We start from the raw sequence: 13,621 nt of genomic DNA, 5'->3' as shown, positions 1-13,621 counted from the left end.
CCCTAACCCAATCCGCCAAGGATTACACTTCAGCCATCTTCCTTTCAAAGTAGGAAGTAATCCTCCTTAGCCCTAACACCCCTATAAATCAACCAAGTACCATCATTCACAATAACACTAGCCAATATGCCTATGCCTAAATCAATTGATGCTGCCTTGCCCCCTTCGGTTTAGTTACTTGAATAGAGTTCCTTTCACCATGAACAATGTATCTTGACTTTTCACTAGTCTTAGTTGCCTCAACACCAACTTCTACCGGTATGTGAGCATACCACCTATTAGTATCCTCATCGTAAATGATCTCTAACCTACCCTGCCTCCCACCCCACCTCAGCCTACTCACGAAGTTAATCTCCATTTTGAAATCCTTGAGCATAATCTTCTTTCCATCTTAATCAACAATGTAGCGGTCCTGCCTAACCACTAGGATCCTCTTCCTCCTTCCATCCTCCTTCCAGTACCCTGGTGGTGATACGTGATTGCGAGGTGGTAGCTTCCCCTCCTTCTTCAGCCTAAGCATGGTGAAGAATGAAGCCCAAGCCTCATTATTCTTCTGCAGAATAGCTTGTGCGTTAACACCTAGCCTATCCCTGTATTTCTGATAATACTTAATCCAAGTGGCTTTGAAATCAACATTCTCTCCTTTAAAGCGCCATTGATCCCCATTAGGAAGAAGGCGTACGACATTTGTCCTCACATTGCTGAAATTGACTTCGGCTACCGTAGGTATTACTGGAGTTAATCGGCTCCCGCTCCTCATATTATTAAATTAACCCACAGTAGCCGAAGCCACTAAATAGGAAAGATAATGAGAGGTAAAAACCCTACCCCCAAGCCAACTTAGAGGTTTGCCTTACCCTTTATCATCTCCCTCAAATAATATTTTCCCAGATAGCACATTTGTCTACAATTAGTTTATATATTCATCTATTTTCAGTTTTTCATTATTAGGTGATTGAATGATGTATGATGCTGCTCCGCGTAGAAAGGCTTAAAAGAGGTTCATACATGTGGTGTATGTATATGTCTGATGTTGCCTTTGAGTCCCTTACGCCGGCTGAGTGGTTTAGGCGTAATAAGGAGATTGCAGGTTTTTCAAGCCCAAGTAGGGCAATGTACCAGGCGATTAGGGAGCTTATTGAGAATGCATTAGACGCCACTGAGAATCACGGTATACTTCCCTCAATTAAGGCTTCAATAAGGTATGTTGATAAGGATAAGGACCTTTACTCAATATACGTTGAGGATAATGGTATAGGTATTCCAGAGGAGGAGATACCTAATGTCTTCGGCCAAATATTCTACAGTTCCAAGTATAAGATTAAGCAGCATAGGGGTATTTTCGGGCTTGGCGCAAAGATGGTTGTCCTCTACGCTCAATCCACCTCAGGAATGCCTGTTAAGGTAATGAGCGCAATGAAGGGCTCCCAATACATATACACTTACGAGATTAGCATTGATACTGTTAAGAATAAGCCAGTGATACATAGCCATGTTAGGGTTGAGAATAAGTATGGCTGGCATGGTACAGCAGTTAAGGTTGTACTTGAGGGTAATTGGCAATACGCTAAGAGTAGGATTGAGGAGTACTTCACCAGGACAGCAATGATAACCCCCTACGCTGAAATAATACTCATTGAGCCTAATAATGAGGTCCTTAGGTTTAATAGAATAACAACAATAATGCCTAAGCCACCTGTGGAGGGTTTACCACACCCAAGTAGTATTGACCTTGAGTCCCTTAAGCAGTTAATTAATAGGAACAGTGATATACCGCTTATTGACTTCCTTAAGGAGAATTTCGATGGTATTGGGGATGAGACCGTTAGGGAATTCTTAAAGACCCTGGGCATCAGGGCCAGTAAACATGTTAAGAGGCTTAGTGAGTCTGAGTTAAGGTTACTTGCTGAGAAGATGAGGCAGTTCAACGGTTGGAGGAGGCCGAGGGCTGATTGGTTATCCCCTATTGGTGAGAAGATACTGGCTAACGGCATACTCCACGTCCTTAAACCTGAGGCGATATTCGTAACCACTAGGAAGCCTGCCTCATACTCAGGCCACCCATTCATAGTTGAGGCAGCCATAGCTTGGGGTGGGTCAATAATGCCTGTGGATAAGCCCATACTATACAGGTACGCTAATAAAGTGCCTTTACTTCAGGATGAGGGTAGTGATGTGATTAGGCATGTTATTGATGAGGTTGATTGGGGTCAATACAAGGTTAAGTTCCCAGCACCCCTAGCAGTGGTGGTTCACGTGTGCTCAACCAAGATACCCTACGCCTCAGCCGGTAAGGAGGCTATTGCTGATGTTCCTGAAATTGAAAAGGAGGTTAGGTTAGCTGTCAGGGAGGTGGCTAGGAAGCTTAAGGTTTACTTAGCTAGGAAAGAGAAGGAGCAGGAATTATTAACCAAGTACGCTATACTTAGGCTATACACTGATGAAGTGTCCTCAGCCCTATCCTTCGCGTCGGGGATTGATGAAAATTTAATTAAAGGTAAACTTGAGGAGTTAATTAAGAAGAAGCTGGGGCTAGACATAAGGGCTGGCCCACCCACCATTACCAGTGAGGTAGGTAACCTTGCGGTTGCTTAAGCGCCTACTCGTGTTACATTAGTAAAGCGTAAAACACCCAGGCTTAAGCACTGATTGATGAGGCTGCTTGAGTATAAGGGTAAGGAGATACTGGCTAAGTATGGTGTAAGCGTGCCTAAGGGCATTGTAATCAGTAGTGTGAGTGAAATCGATAAGAGCAGCTTAAAGTACCCAGTCTTCGTTAAGTCCCAAGTACCCTTCGCAGGTAGGGCTAAGATGGGGTTAGTTAAGAGGGCTAATAATAGTAATGAGGCTAAGCAAATAGCGTCAGAGTACTTGGGTAAGGTTATCCAGGACTTTGAGGTTAAGAAGGTTCTACTTGAGGAAGGCGTTGACGTGGTTAAGGAGTACTACGTCTCAATAACCATAGACAGGTCTAGTAGAACATTCATAATCCTAGCCTCACCTGAGGGTGGGGTTGATATTGAGGAGATAGCTAGGACAAGCCCTGAGAAAATATACAGGGCTAGGGTTCACCCCTTTGAGGGCCTTAGGGACTACACAGTCAACGCCATTAATAAGTTCATGGGCTTCACAGGGGAATTAGCCTCAAAGTTCGCCTCACTTCTCAGAATAATGTATAATGTTTTCGAGGCATATGATGCAGAGTTAGTGGAGATTAATCCACTTGCCTTAACCAGGGACGGTAACTTCGTTGCATTAGATGTTAAAATAATGATTGATGATAATGCATTATATAGGCATAGTGACATTTCAGTGGAGGAGGAAGGCGACTTAACCAGGGAGGAGCTTGAGGCTAGGAAGTATGGCTTCCACTACGTTGAATTACCAGGCTACGTGGGTGTTGTTGGTAATGGGGCTGGCTTAACAATGGCCACAATGGACCTTGTTAAGGAGTTTAAGGGTGAACCAGCTGACTTCCTTGATGTTGGGGGTGGCGCAAGTAGGGATACTGTTAAGGCAGCCTTAAGCCTACTGCTTAAGGATGAGAGAATTAAGGGAATTGTATTGAACATCTTCGGTGGAATAACCAGGGGGGATGAGGTTGCATACGGTGTTGTGGAGGCCTTTAAGGAGATTGGCGCCTCTAAGCCATTGGCAATAAGGTTGAAGGGAACCAATGAGGAGGAGGGTAGGAGAATCCTAGCCCCACTTGGGGTTAAAATTTATGAAACAGCGGAGGAGGCCATAGGTGAATTAATAAGTAAACTACAGGGTGGTTTAAGATGACGATACTGGTTGACCATAACACCAGGGTACTTGTACAGGGAATAACAGGCAGTGAGGGGTCTAGGCACACGCTGTACATGCTTCAGTACGGTACCAAGGTTGTTGCCGGAGTGACTCCAGGTAGGGGTGGCCAACAGGTTCACGGTGTTCCAGTTTACGATTCAGTGGAGGATGCTTTAAGGAAGCACCCTGAGGTAAACACATCAATAATATTCGTCCCAGCCAGGTTTGCCTCAGACGCGGTCTATGAGGCTGTGGATAATGGGATAAAGCTGGTTGTAATAATAACCGAACATATTCCAATTCATGATGCGATAAGGTTCGTTAACTACGCTAAGTATAAGGGTACTATTATAATTGGGCCAAATTGCCCAGGTGTTGTTAGCCCAACAATCAGTAAGGTAGGAATATTACCCAATAGCGTATATGTTAAGAAGGGGCCAGTGGGTATAATATCCCGCAGCGGTACCTTAACTTATGAAATATCCTACCACCTAACCCAGGCAGGATTCGGCCAAAGCACAGTGGTTGGTATTGGCGGTGACCCAATAATAGGTACGGACATGGTTGAGGCAGCCTTAATGTATGAGAATGATCCAGAAACCAAGTACTTAGTCGTAATTGGTGAAATAGGCGGTGACCAGGAGGAGAGGTTAGCTGGCCTTGTTAGGGATGGTAAAGTAACTAAGCCAATAGTAGCCTTCATAGCCGGTAGAACCGCACCACCAGGTAAGAGGCTTGGCCACGCTGGTGCAATAATATCAATGGGGGTTGGCACCTATGAGGGTAAGGTTAAGGCACTTGAGTCAGCGGGGATTAAGGTTGCTAAGACGCCGCTTGAGGTTGTTAAGCTCATTCGCGATATCTCAAAGTAATTAAGTGTGTTAATTTAAAATCCAAGCCTTTATTCACGTGTATGCGTTATTTTAAATTAAAAATGATTAGTGGTAGGCGCCTACCACTGAGGGGCTAGGTACAGTTATAAAGCCTGTTAGTGTGTACTGGTTAAATGGTGAATGAATCCTGCGTGGTTGCTAAGATTAGGGACTACGCAGTAGCGAGTAATGAGGTAGTTGACGGTAGGGTCTTTGATGTCGTTAAGAAGATTGCGGTTAACCTACTTAATGAATGGAATCCGGAGAAGGGGGATTTCATGATACTTAAGGATGATAGGGTTATTCAAATAAAGTTACCGTTACCATCACCTGAACTTTACGATAGGCTGCGGAACTATAACATTAGGAGGAGCGGCGACTCAGCTGAGGCAACAATACCTGTCTATGAGATAATATACTCCAGTGACTGGGTTGGGGAGGGGTTTAAGGCTGAGGAGGCTGTCCTAGTCTTCCCATTCATATCCAATGAATTAAACGCACAAATAATAAACGATGTAATAAACACGTTAAAGGCAGGTGAGGAGGAGGTGGAGGAATTTGAGGAGTAGGTTAAATTAACGCATTAATGCACCATTCATTATTAATTCTATAAACTCCGCAACACCCCTACCACTTGGGTTCCTTGTTATTAACTTAGCGTACTCCTTAGCCCTCCTCGTAGCATTACCCACGGCTACACCTAAGCCAACCACCTTAAAGGCCTCAGCGTCAATATCACTATCACCTATAAAGGCGACTGTTGAGCAATCCACATTAATTAACTCACAAAGCCTCCTAATGGCGGCGGCCTTACTGCATTCAATAGGCCTAAGATGAACAGCGTAACCACTGGTCTCTACAGCATATGATTCCTCAACCCCCATTTTAATTAACTCCTCTTTAATCCTATTCACAACATTGTAGTCATCACCATTAACGTCAAGGGTCATGTCAAGGTACCTGCAGGGGTATTGGTAAGTAGGCCTTAAACCAAGCCTCTTAATTAATTCCTCAGCAATACTCCTAGCACTCAATGTACTTAGCATTACTGTTGATGAACCCACCTTAATTACGCAACCGTTCTCGGCAATAATCGGTGCACCACTAAGCCCAATGTATTTAGTTAACGCTTCAGCAACAATTAATGCATTACCAGTCACTAAACCAATCCTAATCCTACCCCTAGCCCTTTGTATAGCCTTAATGGCCTCAGGCTCAAGGGCTAACTCACCTCTATCCACTGTTAAAGTCCCATCAACATCAAGTAGGAGTAGGTTAATGTCCATACTCATGAAGCCTTGAACCTGAAGTTTAATAAGCCTTTGCTTAACCCACAGGGCTAAGCTGAGGGTTCTAAGTATTTAAAGGGGTTTTAATAGGGCCTTAACGTGGATAGGCAAGTTAATGTAGTTAATTACAGAGAGTTGAAGAAGATACCTTACATACTTCTCCTCCTCCAGAATGGGGTTAATGACCATGACTTCACGAGAATTAGCGTAAGTGACTTATCTAAGCAAATGGGTACTACGCCTCAGAACATATCTAAGGTGCTTAGGAGGCTGGAGAAGGATGGGTACATTGTGAGGAGTAGTGTTAAGGGTGAGGTGAGTGTAATGCTTAGTGAGAAGGGTAGTGCCTTATTAAGGAACCTAATGGACCTGATGGAGAACCTGCTTGGGAAGAACATAACCATAGTCCTAAGGGGCATTGTGGTAACAGGCTTTGGGGAGGGTAGTTACTACATTAGCCTAGAGGGTTATAGGAGGCAATTCATTAGTAAGCTTGGGTTTGAACCATACCCAGGCACATTAAATGTGAAGCTGCTTGACCAGTACATGAAGTATAGGCTATACTTAGAGAGGGTGCCTGGGGTGAGGATTGAGGGCTTCAGTAATGGTTCAAGAACCTACGGGGGAGTTAAGGCGTTTAAATGCACTATAGGTGATATACCCTGTGGTGTATTGTTAATAGAGAGGACTTCACATGGGCCTGAGGTTATTGAGGTTGTAGCCCCAGTTAAATTGAGGGATAGGCTTGGGCTTAAGGATGGTGATGACGTGGCAATAAATATTCTACTTTAAATTATAGCCCCCTCCCTTGCCTTATGGGCCTTGCTGATGCAGCTTCAGTAACCTCCATTCCCAAGGCAATTATGCAGTAAACAAACCGCAATTAATTCACCTAAAGGTCACATGAATTACCATGAAAACGAAGCCTTAGGTCAAACGGTAATGCTTTAAAATGCATAGTTAAGAAGATAGTTGGTGAGCGGAATGGCAGCTCAACAGGAGGCCACAATACTGGTTGGAAAGAAGCCTACAACAAACTACGTAATAGCCACGGTGATGCAGTTCAACCAAGGCAGTAAGAGGGTAATCCTCAAGGCCAGGGGATCAGCAATAGCGAGGGCAGTAGCAGCGGCCACAATGGTCCGCGACAGGTTCCTGGCGGGCCAAGTGGACATAAGGGAGGTTAAGCTACTGAGCGATAAGATAACTGGCCAGGGCGGAAAGGAAAGGGTTGTGGCGGCCGTTGAAATAGTAATTGAGAGGAAGTGAGGCCGCCTATAAAAAGCATCACTCATCACCAGCGGCTTTTTTGCAGTTTCACCATAAATGTGAAATAAGCGTTATCTTTAAGATGGGGTAAGGGGCATGTGGCATTATACGTCATTGGTGCAGGACCCTGGGACCCTGACTTAATCACAGTTAAGGCAATTAAGGCGCTGGCTAAGGTTCAGGTAGCCTACTACAGTTCACTAATTAATCCTGAGTTAATTAGGCGTTATGCGCCCAGAGCTAAGTTAATCTACATGGGGCATGTAAGGGGTGATGAACATGAGGGGTACGTTAAGGAAGCTATCGAGTACGCTAAGGGTGGGTTAGAGGTTGCGTTCCTTAAGAATGGGGATCCAACATTATTCAGTAGGGGGGTTAGAATATGTAAGGAGGCTAAGGCTCAGGGGGTGGAATGCATCATAATACCTGGGGTACCGAGCTTCACCGCTGCGGCTGCTGAATATGGGTTAGAGTTAGGCGACTTAATTACCCTAGTATCATACCCCAATATTGCAAAGGGCGTGGTTAGGAGGACTACGGTATTATTCATGGCTTCAGCAGCATTTGATAAAATTAATGAGTACTTGAGGAATAATGATGAAGCATTGGTGGTTAGTAGGGTGACGTACCCTGATAGTGCGTTAATTAAGGTTAAAGGCAATAAGCCACTTAAATTAAAGCCCCTTACCCCATCCTTAATATTCATTATGAGTGATGATCATGGAGTTAACGGTACCTAGGCTAATAGTATCATCATATAAGGGTAAGTCAGGGAAAACGCTAGTAACCTTGGCAATAGCGTATGCGTTAAATAAGGCTGGCTTCACCACATCACTCTTTAAGGCCGGCCCTGATTACATAGACGCCAGCCTCCATGGCCTAGTAACTGCCTCACCCAGTAGGAACCTTGACTACGTCCTAATGGGTTACGGTATTATTGAGAGGCTACATAAGTACTCCAGGGGAAGCGACATAGCCTTAATAGAGGGGGTTGCTGGGCTCTATGATAGTCCAAGTGGTGTTGATGAATATGGTAGTACTGCCCAATTATCCAAGATTCTTAAAGCACCAATTCTACTTATTATTAATGGGGAGAGGATTAATAGGACTGCTGGGGCCTTAATTAGGGGGTTGAGGCAATTTGACCCTGACGTTAAGTTTGCTGGCGTGGTTTTAACTAATGTGGCTTCAAGGCAGGTGGATAAGTTGAGTAGGATTATTGAGGAGGAGGGCCTTCCAGTGGTTGGCTTCATACCGAGGGATGAGGAGTTGGAGAATGTGTTTAAGTATAGGCATCTTGGCCTCATGCATGCTAGAGAAGTGGATAAGGGATTATTAATGAGCGTGATTGAGAGGGCGTCAGCGAACATTAATGTTGGCGCCATTCTAAAGCTGGCTAAGGAATACTCTGAGCCAGTTAAACTAAGCCTTAACATCAATGGCCCAGTACCCATCATTAAGGGGGCACCGAGGATAGGCATTATGGCTGGTAGGGTATTCACCTTCTATTACCCTGAAACAATAGAAGAAGCATATACTCTAGGTAATGTTAAGTTCATTGACCCTGAGAAAGATGGCGAATTAGGCGACATTAACATACTCCTAATCGGCGGCGGCTTCCCTGAATTATACGCTGAGGGGCTTGAGGGTAATAGGGCTCTTAAATCATCAGTAAGGAAATTCATAGATGGGGGTGGTTACCTATATGCCGAGTGCGGTGGATTAATGTACTTAACGAATTCAATAATATACAATAATAATGAATATGAGATGGCTGGAATCATTGATGCATTAACAATAATGCTTAATAAGCCGGTTGGCCACGGCTACTCCTCGGCAAGGGTAATTAAGGACATACCAATAGCACCCAGGGGTACTATGTTAAGGGGACATGAATTCCACTACTCTAAATTAGTGCTTAAGGGTAATTATGAGTATGCCTTAGAGTATGAGAGGGGTGTTGGCGTTAATGGTAAGGATGGTTTCTTAATAAATAATGCCTACGCCCACTACCTGCATATTCACCCATATACGTATAGTGTTTTAAGCAATATTGTTAAATCATGGAGCCTTAATTCTACTTCTCAACCTTAACACCTCTCCTCGGCCGATGCTCCTCAATGCCCCTAAACCTCTCCTCCAACCATGGATCCCCATTATCGTGGTAACCCAATGCCTCCCAGTAACCTAATTGAGCCTCCTCAATGAACCTCACCTCCTTAACGTATTTAGCTGACTTCCAACCATACCTACTGGGTACCACTAACCTGAGGGGGAATCCATGATCCTTACTTAATATTGATCCATTCATTGCGTAAGCCACTATCGTCGTATCCTCCATTAATGCATCAATGGGTATATTAGTCGTATACCCATCAGCACCAATCACTAGGGCGTACTTCGCATTATTAAGGGGTCTAGGTGCAATATCCTTCACCCTAACACCCCTCCAGGACACGCTACTAACACTCCACCCTGTGACGCAGTGGAAGTCAGCAGTAAGATCAACGCATGGTAGTTTAGCTAGTATATCAATGTAACTCACCTTAACTTCCCCCTCCACTAGGCCTGTGAATGATAATGTGTAATCCTCAAGCTTCACATCAGGTGGATCATAGACATTATATATTATGAATCCCCTAATCCTCCTCTGCTCAGGAGGCCACTCCCTACTATACGCCACCCTACTGCACTCCCTGCTTAACGCAAACTTAAATACTTCATCCCAATTAACCATTAATGCACTGAAGTTAACCCCCCTTAAATACTAAACTGAGTTAACACTAATCATTAATACCCCCAATACTAAAATTTAAAGTGTAATTAAAGTTAAGGTACTTATGCTGAGTGGGAGGAGGGTAATTATAGCTGGTGCTGGGCCTGGCTTAGGTTCAGCAACGGCCTACTTAGCCTTAATCAACGGTGCATCAGTGGTAATGATTGCTAGGAGTGAGGAGAGGTTAAGGAGCCTGAAGGCCGCATTATCTAAGTACGGTAAGGTGGAGGCCATTAAGGGTGACTTAAGCACCATGAGTGGTGCTGAGGATGCTGTTAAGAGGGCTTATGGAATCCTCAGCGGTATAGATGGTGTCGTGACTGTGCTTGGTGGTTATACTGAGGCCCCCCTCAGTGAGCTTACTGAGGATTCACTATTCAATATGCTTCGGGTTAATTTAGCAGCTCACTTATTTACAGTTAAGGCCGCTGCCCAATTAATGAACCATGGTTCAATAGTAATGGTTACTGCAATATGGGGGCCATACTTAAACTGGCCTAATCACATCGCTTACATAGCCTCCAAGGCGGCCTTATCCAGGGTTGCAGAGACTCTCGCCTCTGAATTACTCGGTAAGGGTATTAGGGTTAATGTGGTGGCTCCAGGTGGTATTAGGCGTGATTTCAGGCCTGAGAGGGATTGGAGGAGTACTAGGAGTATTGGTGATCCAAGCGCGCCACCTGAGGATATAGCTAACATAATTATTTGGCTCCTCTCGGATCAATCGGAGTGGGTTAATGGTGCAGTGATACCTGCTGATGGTGGGTTTAGGTTGAGGTATCACTAGTAATATCAGGTAGGGCACTAATCCTCATCTTAAGCCAATTATACATATTCCACCAATCCAACCTATACAATACAATACCCAATGCGGTGAAGGCTATGGCGAAGATTAACTGAAACTCAAGCTTACTAAGGCCGAGGACTGATGTTGCATTATAAATAGTGTTTAATAGGGCTAATTCAATGGGTATTTCAATGGAGCTTTTAATCAGCTTCCCTAAGAATATGTAGGCATTAAGCCTACTTAAACTAACTCCAGCTGCCCCAGTACCCACGTAGAGGTAGTCATCAAGGGGTATCCCTGGAATCACGGCCAGTATAATGACTATTAGCCAAAGAAACCCCAACCTAAGTAACCCCCTTAGGAATATTATATTCCTGCTCTTGGACATGGGCCTCCTTAAGGCTACACCAATTAGGTACATTGCATTCTTAGCTAAGGCTGCCCCAAGGGCTGTGATCACTATGAAGAGTACTATTATTGGTGCCTTAAGTTTAAGATTCATTAACACTATGGATGCGTAAACAGTGTAGGCTGCACCAAAGAATGGTGTAGCGTTACTAATTAGGCTGATCATGAATACTAATGTAACGTAGTAAATTAGCGTATCCACGGTGGGGTATCAGGCCTAATGCATATAAAGTATTCCTCCAAATAATTTAATATTAATCACTACACTTATCGTTCCTTAAATGCTCAATTAAATTAATGAAGTTGGCGCCTGGTATTATTTTCCCAAGTATGATGGGTGAACCTCCAGTCGCCTCAGTATTACCAACCCTTAAGTGAAGTGCCTCATTAGCTATTATCGCAAACCCCAATCCCTCCCTAGCTAAGTCATCTATGCCGTAATCCTTAAATGTCTTAATTCTAGGCGTTAATCCCCTTAATAATTCCCTTAAATCACTCATTAAGATGGGATTCCTAGTACCTCCACCACCAATAACCACTTCTCTAATGGGCCCATTTATGAAGCGCCTCACTTGATCATGAATACTCTCCGCTGTGAACCTTGTGGCTGTCCTAATTAAGTCATCACTAGAGTACTTGCTTAAATATGGTAGGATCCTATTCCTCATGAAGCTTAAGCCGAAGTACTCCCTACCAGTATTCTTAGGTGGTGGTTTCTTAAAGTAATCATCCTGCATTAGCTCAGTTATTAATTCCTTAATTACATGCCCATTAGATGCATGTAAACCACCCTTATCGTAGGGTTCACCATAGAAGTGATCAGTTAATAGGTTAATTAGAATATTGCCAGGCCCAGTATCAAACGCAATCACCCCATCCCTCCCAATGTAGGTTACGTTAGATATTCCACCAATGTTTATAGTTAACGTCCCCTCATGAAACAATAATGCATCACTTAATGCAATTAATGGTGCACCTAATCCACCAGCGGCAACATCATTGGCCCTAAAATCGTAAACCACTGTTTTAAGGGTACGTGCATAAATCACCGATGCTTCACCAATCTGAAGTGTACCATAATCCCTCCTACCTAGTGAAGGCCCATGGTAGGCAGTATACCCTGAATAAACAATAATATCGTAATCATCCCTATTGAAATTGCTCACCACATTATCGGCTAGGAACCTCCCTAAGTCCCAGTGAACCTTACTAAACTCCTCAGCGGTAATAGGCTCCAATGATGATACCCTTAGTAGCTCCCTCCTCAACCACTCAGGGTAACTGTAGGATACGTAGTTAATTATCTTGAACCTAGTGGCTTTACCACACCCCTGTAGGTCAATAAGCGTTACATCAGCCCCATCCGATGATGTTCCAGTAACAATGGCTAGGAACCTCACTTAACATCATTGCGTTATTATTATTATTTAAAGTTAACGCACATAATATTAGCATTACATAATCACTATTAATCCCTTAATTAATAGTTAGGTAATACTTAAAAGGTAATTAATCAAGGACTAAAATATGCCCATATTGAATGTGTTTAGTGGAGTATATTGGGTTACTTATTATGGCTCCTATTATTAGCAGTAATGGCGCAGCCGTAGTTCTGACCTCCCCCCAGTCCTAAAGGGCTGGGGTTCCCCGAGGCCTCAAGGATTACACCCCTTTAATGGGGGCTACTGAATAAGGTATGCTTACCCACTTTAAAATGATACTTCGCCTCAAAGAGGTGAAGTTTGCCGTAGTTATCAATGAGGCTCCTGCAGAATGCCAGGTTAAGGTTCATGGAGATTATTGAACGTAAGTATGGTTATAGAGTGATAACGATTATTCATAGGCAGGAGGAGATTGGTTTCCTAGGCATCCCAGTTTACCGCTACATATGCATTGAGGATTCTGAGGCTGTCATAAGGGCCATTATGATGACTCTACCCAGTATGCCTATAATGCTCATACTATATACATTACCAGCCGCCTGATACCTTTATTTGCTACTTAACCATGGATTGACTTAAGCCCTTAGCAAGCTCAATCAATGATTCAACATCAGGCAGATCCCTCCTTACCTGGTCAGGCCTTAACCTAGCTTCATGAAAGCCCTCAACGTGTAGGAACCATGCACGGCCCCACCACCGTAACTCCCTTTTACCAACCTTATCTGATGCATCATCAACTGCATCAAATAGTAATTGAGTTGTCCACCTATTAATCTCACCAGCCCTCCCAGCTTCCTCGAGGTTTAAGGTAATTGCTATAGCCTTAATGGCCTCTTCAGCGGCCTTATATAGTTCCTCACCGGCTTGAATAGGATCCTTATCAATAAGGCCCTTACCCTCATTAAGGAATTTAATAGCCAACTCCAAGTGAGCCCTACTTACTGTAGCTGGATCCAGTGATAATACCTTAGTAAGTAATTCAACAACAT

Annotated in this window: 15 protein-coding genes and 1 pseudogene; 10 read left to right on the top strand and 6 right to left on the bottom strand. The window is 43.8% G+C overall.

Annotated features, from left to right (window positions below):
• Positions 1–25: 25 nt before the first annotated feature.
• Positions 26–743 (bottom strand): annotated as a pseudogene (locus tag BP896_RS09915) (transposase); the annotation flags it as partial.
• 280 nt (positions 744–1,023) lie between these two features.
• Between BP896_RS09915 and BP896_RS05680 the strand changes: the two are divergent.
• The 4 genes from BP896_RS05680 to BP896_RS05665 all read left to right on the top strand — a co-directional run bounded on the left by BP896_RS05680 (position 1,024) and on the right by BP896_RS05665 (position 5,230).
• On the top strand, positions 1,024–2,595 hold the full coding sequence (locus BP896_RS05680; RefSeq protein ID WP_291766613.1) for a DNA topoisomerase VI subunit B: 1,572 nt from the start codon (positions 1,024–1,026) through the stop codon (positions 2,593–2,595).
• Positions 2,596–2,652: 57 nt separating this feature from the next.
• Positions 2,653–3,786, top strand: coding sequence for an ADP-forming succinate--CoA ligase subunit beta (gene sucC, locus BP896_RS05675; RefSeq protein WP_291766612.1), 1,134 nt, complete (start codon positions 2,653–2,655; stop codon positions 3,784–3,786).
• Positions 3,783–4,661, top strand: coding sequence for a succinate--CoA ligase subunit alpha (gene sucD, locus BP896_RS05670; protein ID WP_291766610.1), 879 nt, complete (start codon positions 3,783–3,785; stop codon positions 4,659–4,661). The genes sucC and sucD overlap by 4 nt, the downstream gene beginning before the upstream one ends.
• A gap of 134 nt (positions 4,662–4,795) precedes the next feature.
• The gene (locus BP896_RS05665) at positions 4,796–5,230 is read left to right on the top strand and encodes a DUF2286 domain-containing protein (protein ID WP_291766608.1); all 435 of its coding nucleotides are present in this window, start codon (positions 4,796–4,798) and stop codon (positions 5,228–5,230) included.
• A gap of 6 nt (positions 5,231–5,236) precedes the next feature.
• Here BP896_RS05665 and BP896_RS05660 read toward each other — a convergent pair whose 3' ends face one another.
• Positions 5,237–5,953: a phosphoglycolate phosphatase gene (locus BP896_RS05660; protein ID WP_291766605.1), complete on the bottom strand. Its 717-nt coding sequence runs from the start codon at positions 5,951–5,953 to the stop codon at positions 5,237–5,239.
• Positions 5,954–6,094: 141 nt separating this feature from the next.
• Here BP896_RS05660 and BP896_RS05655 point away from each other — a divergent pair, with 141 nt between their 5' ends.
• The 4 genes from BP896_RS05655 to BP896_RS05640 all read left to right on the top strand — a co-directional run bounded on the left by BP896_RS05655 (position 6,095) and on the right by BP896_RS05640 (position 9,313).
• Entirely contained in the window at positions 6,095–6,742 is a 648-nt protein-coding gene (locus BP896_RS05655; protein ID WP_291766620.1) for a CTP-dependent riboflavin kinase, read from the top strand.
• A gap of 192 nt (positions 6,743–6,934) precedes the next feature.
• Positions 6,935–7,219: a DNA-binding protein Alba gene (gene albA, locus BP896_RS05650; protein ID WP_012186272.1), complete on the top strand. Its 285-nt coding sequence runs from the start codon at positions 6,935–6,937 to the stop codon at positions 7,217–7,219.
• A gap of 98 nt (positions 7,220–7,317) precedes the next feature.
• Positions 7,318–7,959: an SAM-dependent methyltransferase gene (locus BP896_RS05645; protein ID WP_291766603.1), complete on the top strand. Its 642-nt coding sequence runs from the start codon at positions 7,318–7,320 to the stop codon at positions 7,957–7,959.
• The gene (locus BP896_RS05640) at positions 7,940–9,313 is read left to right on the top strand and encodes a cobyrinate a,c-diamide synthase (RefSeq protein WP_291766601.1); all 1,374 of its coding nucleotides are present in this window, start codon (positions 7,940–7,942) and stop codon (positions 9,311–9,313) included. Before BP896_RS05645 ends, BP896_RS05640 begins: the two co-directional genes overlap by 20 nt.
• Here the strand turns inward: BP896_RS05640 and BP896_RS05635 are convergent.
• A complete protein-coding gene (locus BP896_RS05635; protein ID WP_291766599.1) occupies positions 9,297–9,956 on the bottom strand; it encodes a molybdopterin-dependent oxidoreductase in 660 nt (219 codons plus the stop codon). The genes BP896_RS05640 and BP896_RS05635 overlap by 17 nt on opposite strands.
• Positions 9,957–10,059: 103 nt before the next feature.
• Here BP896_RS05635 and BP896_RS05630 point away from each other — a divergent pair, with 103 nt between their 5' ends.
• Positions 10,060–10,782 (top strand): SDR family oxidoreductase, encoded by a 723-nt coding sequence (locus BP896_RS05630; RefSeq protein WP_291766598.1) that lies wholly within the window; start codon positions 10,060–10,062, stop codon positions 10,780–10,782.
• On the opposite strand, the gene BP896_RS05625 is transcribed toward BP896_RS05630, so the two are convergent.
• On the bottom strand, positions 10,763–11,392 hold the full coding sequence (locus BP896_RS05625; RefSeq protein WP_291766596.1) for a hypothetical protein: 630 nt from the start codon (positions 11,390–11,392) through the stop codon (positions 10,763–10,765). The genes BP896_RS05630 and BP896_RS05625 overlap by 20 nt on opposite strands.
• A gap of 52 nt (positions 11,393–11,444) precedes the next feature.
• On the bottom strand, positions 11,445–12,590 hold the full coding sequence (locus BP896_RS05620; RefSeq protein WP_291766594.1) for an anhydro-N-acetylmuramic acid kinase: 1,146 nt from the start codon (positions 12,588–12,590) through the stop codon (positions 11,445–11,447).
• 357 nt (positions 12,591–12,947) lie between these two features.
• Between BP896_RS05620 and BP896_RS05615 the strand changes: the two genes are divergently transcribed.
• Positions 12,948–13,175: an SDH family Clp fold serine proteinase gene (locus tag BP896_RS05615; protein WP_291766593.1), complete on the top strand. Its 228-nt coding sequence runs from the start codon at positions 12,948–12,950 to the stop codon at positions 13,173–13,175.
• Between the two features lie 12 nt (positions 13,176–13,187).
• On the opposite strand, the gene BP896_RS05610 is transcribed toward BP896_RS05615, so the two are convergent.
• A partial coding sequence (locus BP896_RS05610) for a PaREP1 family protein (protein ID WP_291766591.1) occupies positions 13,188–13,621 on the bottom strand: 434 nt, incomplete at its 5' end.

It is taken from the genome of Caldivirga sp. UBA161 (genome assembly GCF_002506515.1).
Taxonomy (GTDB): Archaea; Thermoproteota; Thermoprotei; order Thermoproteales; family Thermocladiaceae; genus Caldivirga.
Note: the sequence above shows the minus strand (reverse complement) of the source record. Positions and strands in the feature narration are given on the sequence as shown.

Coding starts and splice junctions, on each gene's coding strand:
- BP896_RS05630 (WP_291766598.1), top strand. CDS start 10,060: ATGCTGAGTGGGAGGAGGGTAATTATAGCTGGTGCTGGGCCTGGCTTA.
- sucC (WP_291766612.1), top strand. CDS start 2,653: ATGAGGCTGCTTGAGTATAAGGGTAAGGAGATACTGGCTAAGTATGGT.
- BP896_RS05680 (WP_291766613.1), top strand. CDS start 1,024: ATGTCTGATGTTGCCTTTGAGTCCCTTACGCCGGCTGAGTGGTTTAGG.
- BP896_RS05615 (WP_291766593.1), top strand. CDS start 12,948: ATGAGGCTCCTGCAGAATGCCAGGTTAAGGTTCATGGAGATTATTGAA.
- albA (WP_012186272.1), top strand. CDS start 6,935: ATGGCAGCTCAACAGGAGGCCACAATACTGGTTGGAAAGAAGCCTACA.
- BP896_RS05635 (WP_291766599.1), bottom strand. CDS start 9,956: ATGGTTAATTGGGATGAAGTATTTAAGTTTGCGTTAAGCAGGGAGTGC.
- sucD (WP_291766610.1), top strand. CDS start 3,783: ATGACGATACTGGTTGACCATAACACCAGGGTACTTGTACAGGGAATA.
- BP896_RS05665 (WP_291766608.1), top strand. CDS start 4,796: ATGGTGAATGAATCCTGCGTGGTTGCTAAGATTAGGGACTACGCAGTA.
- BP896_RS05660 (WP_291766605.1), bottom strand. CDS start 5,953: ATGAGTATGGACATTAACCTACTCCTACTTGATGTTGATGGGACTTTA.
- BP896_RS05640 (WP_291766601.1), top strand. CDS start 7,940: ATGGAGTTAACGGTACCTAGGCTAATAGTATCATCATATAAGGGTAAG.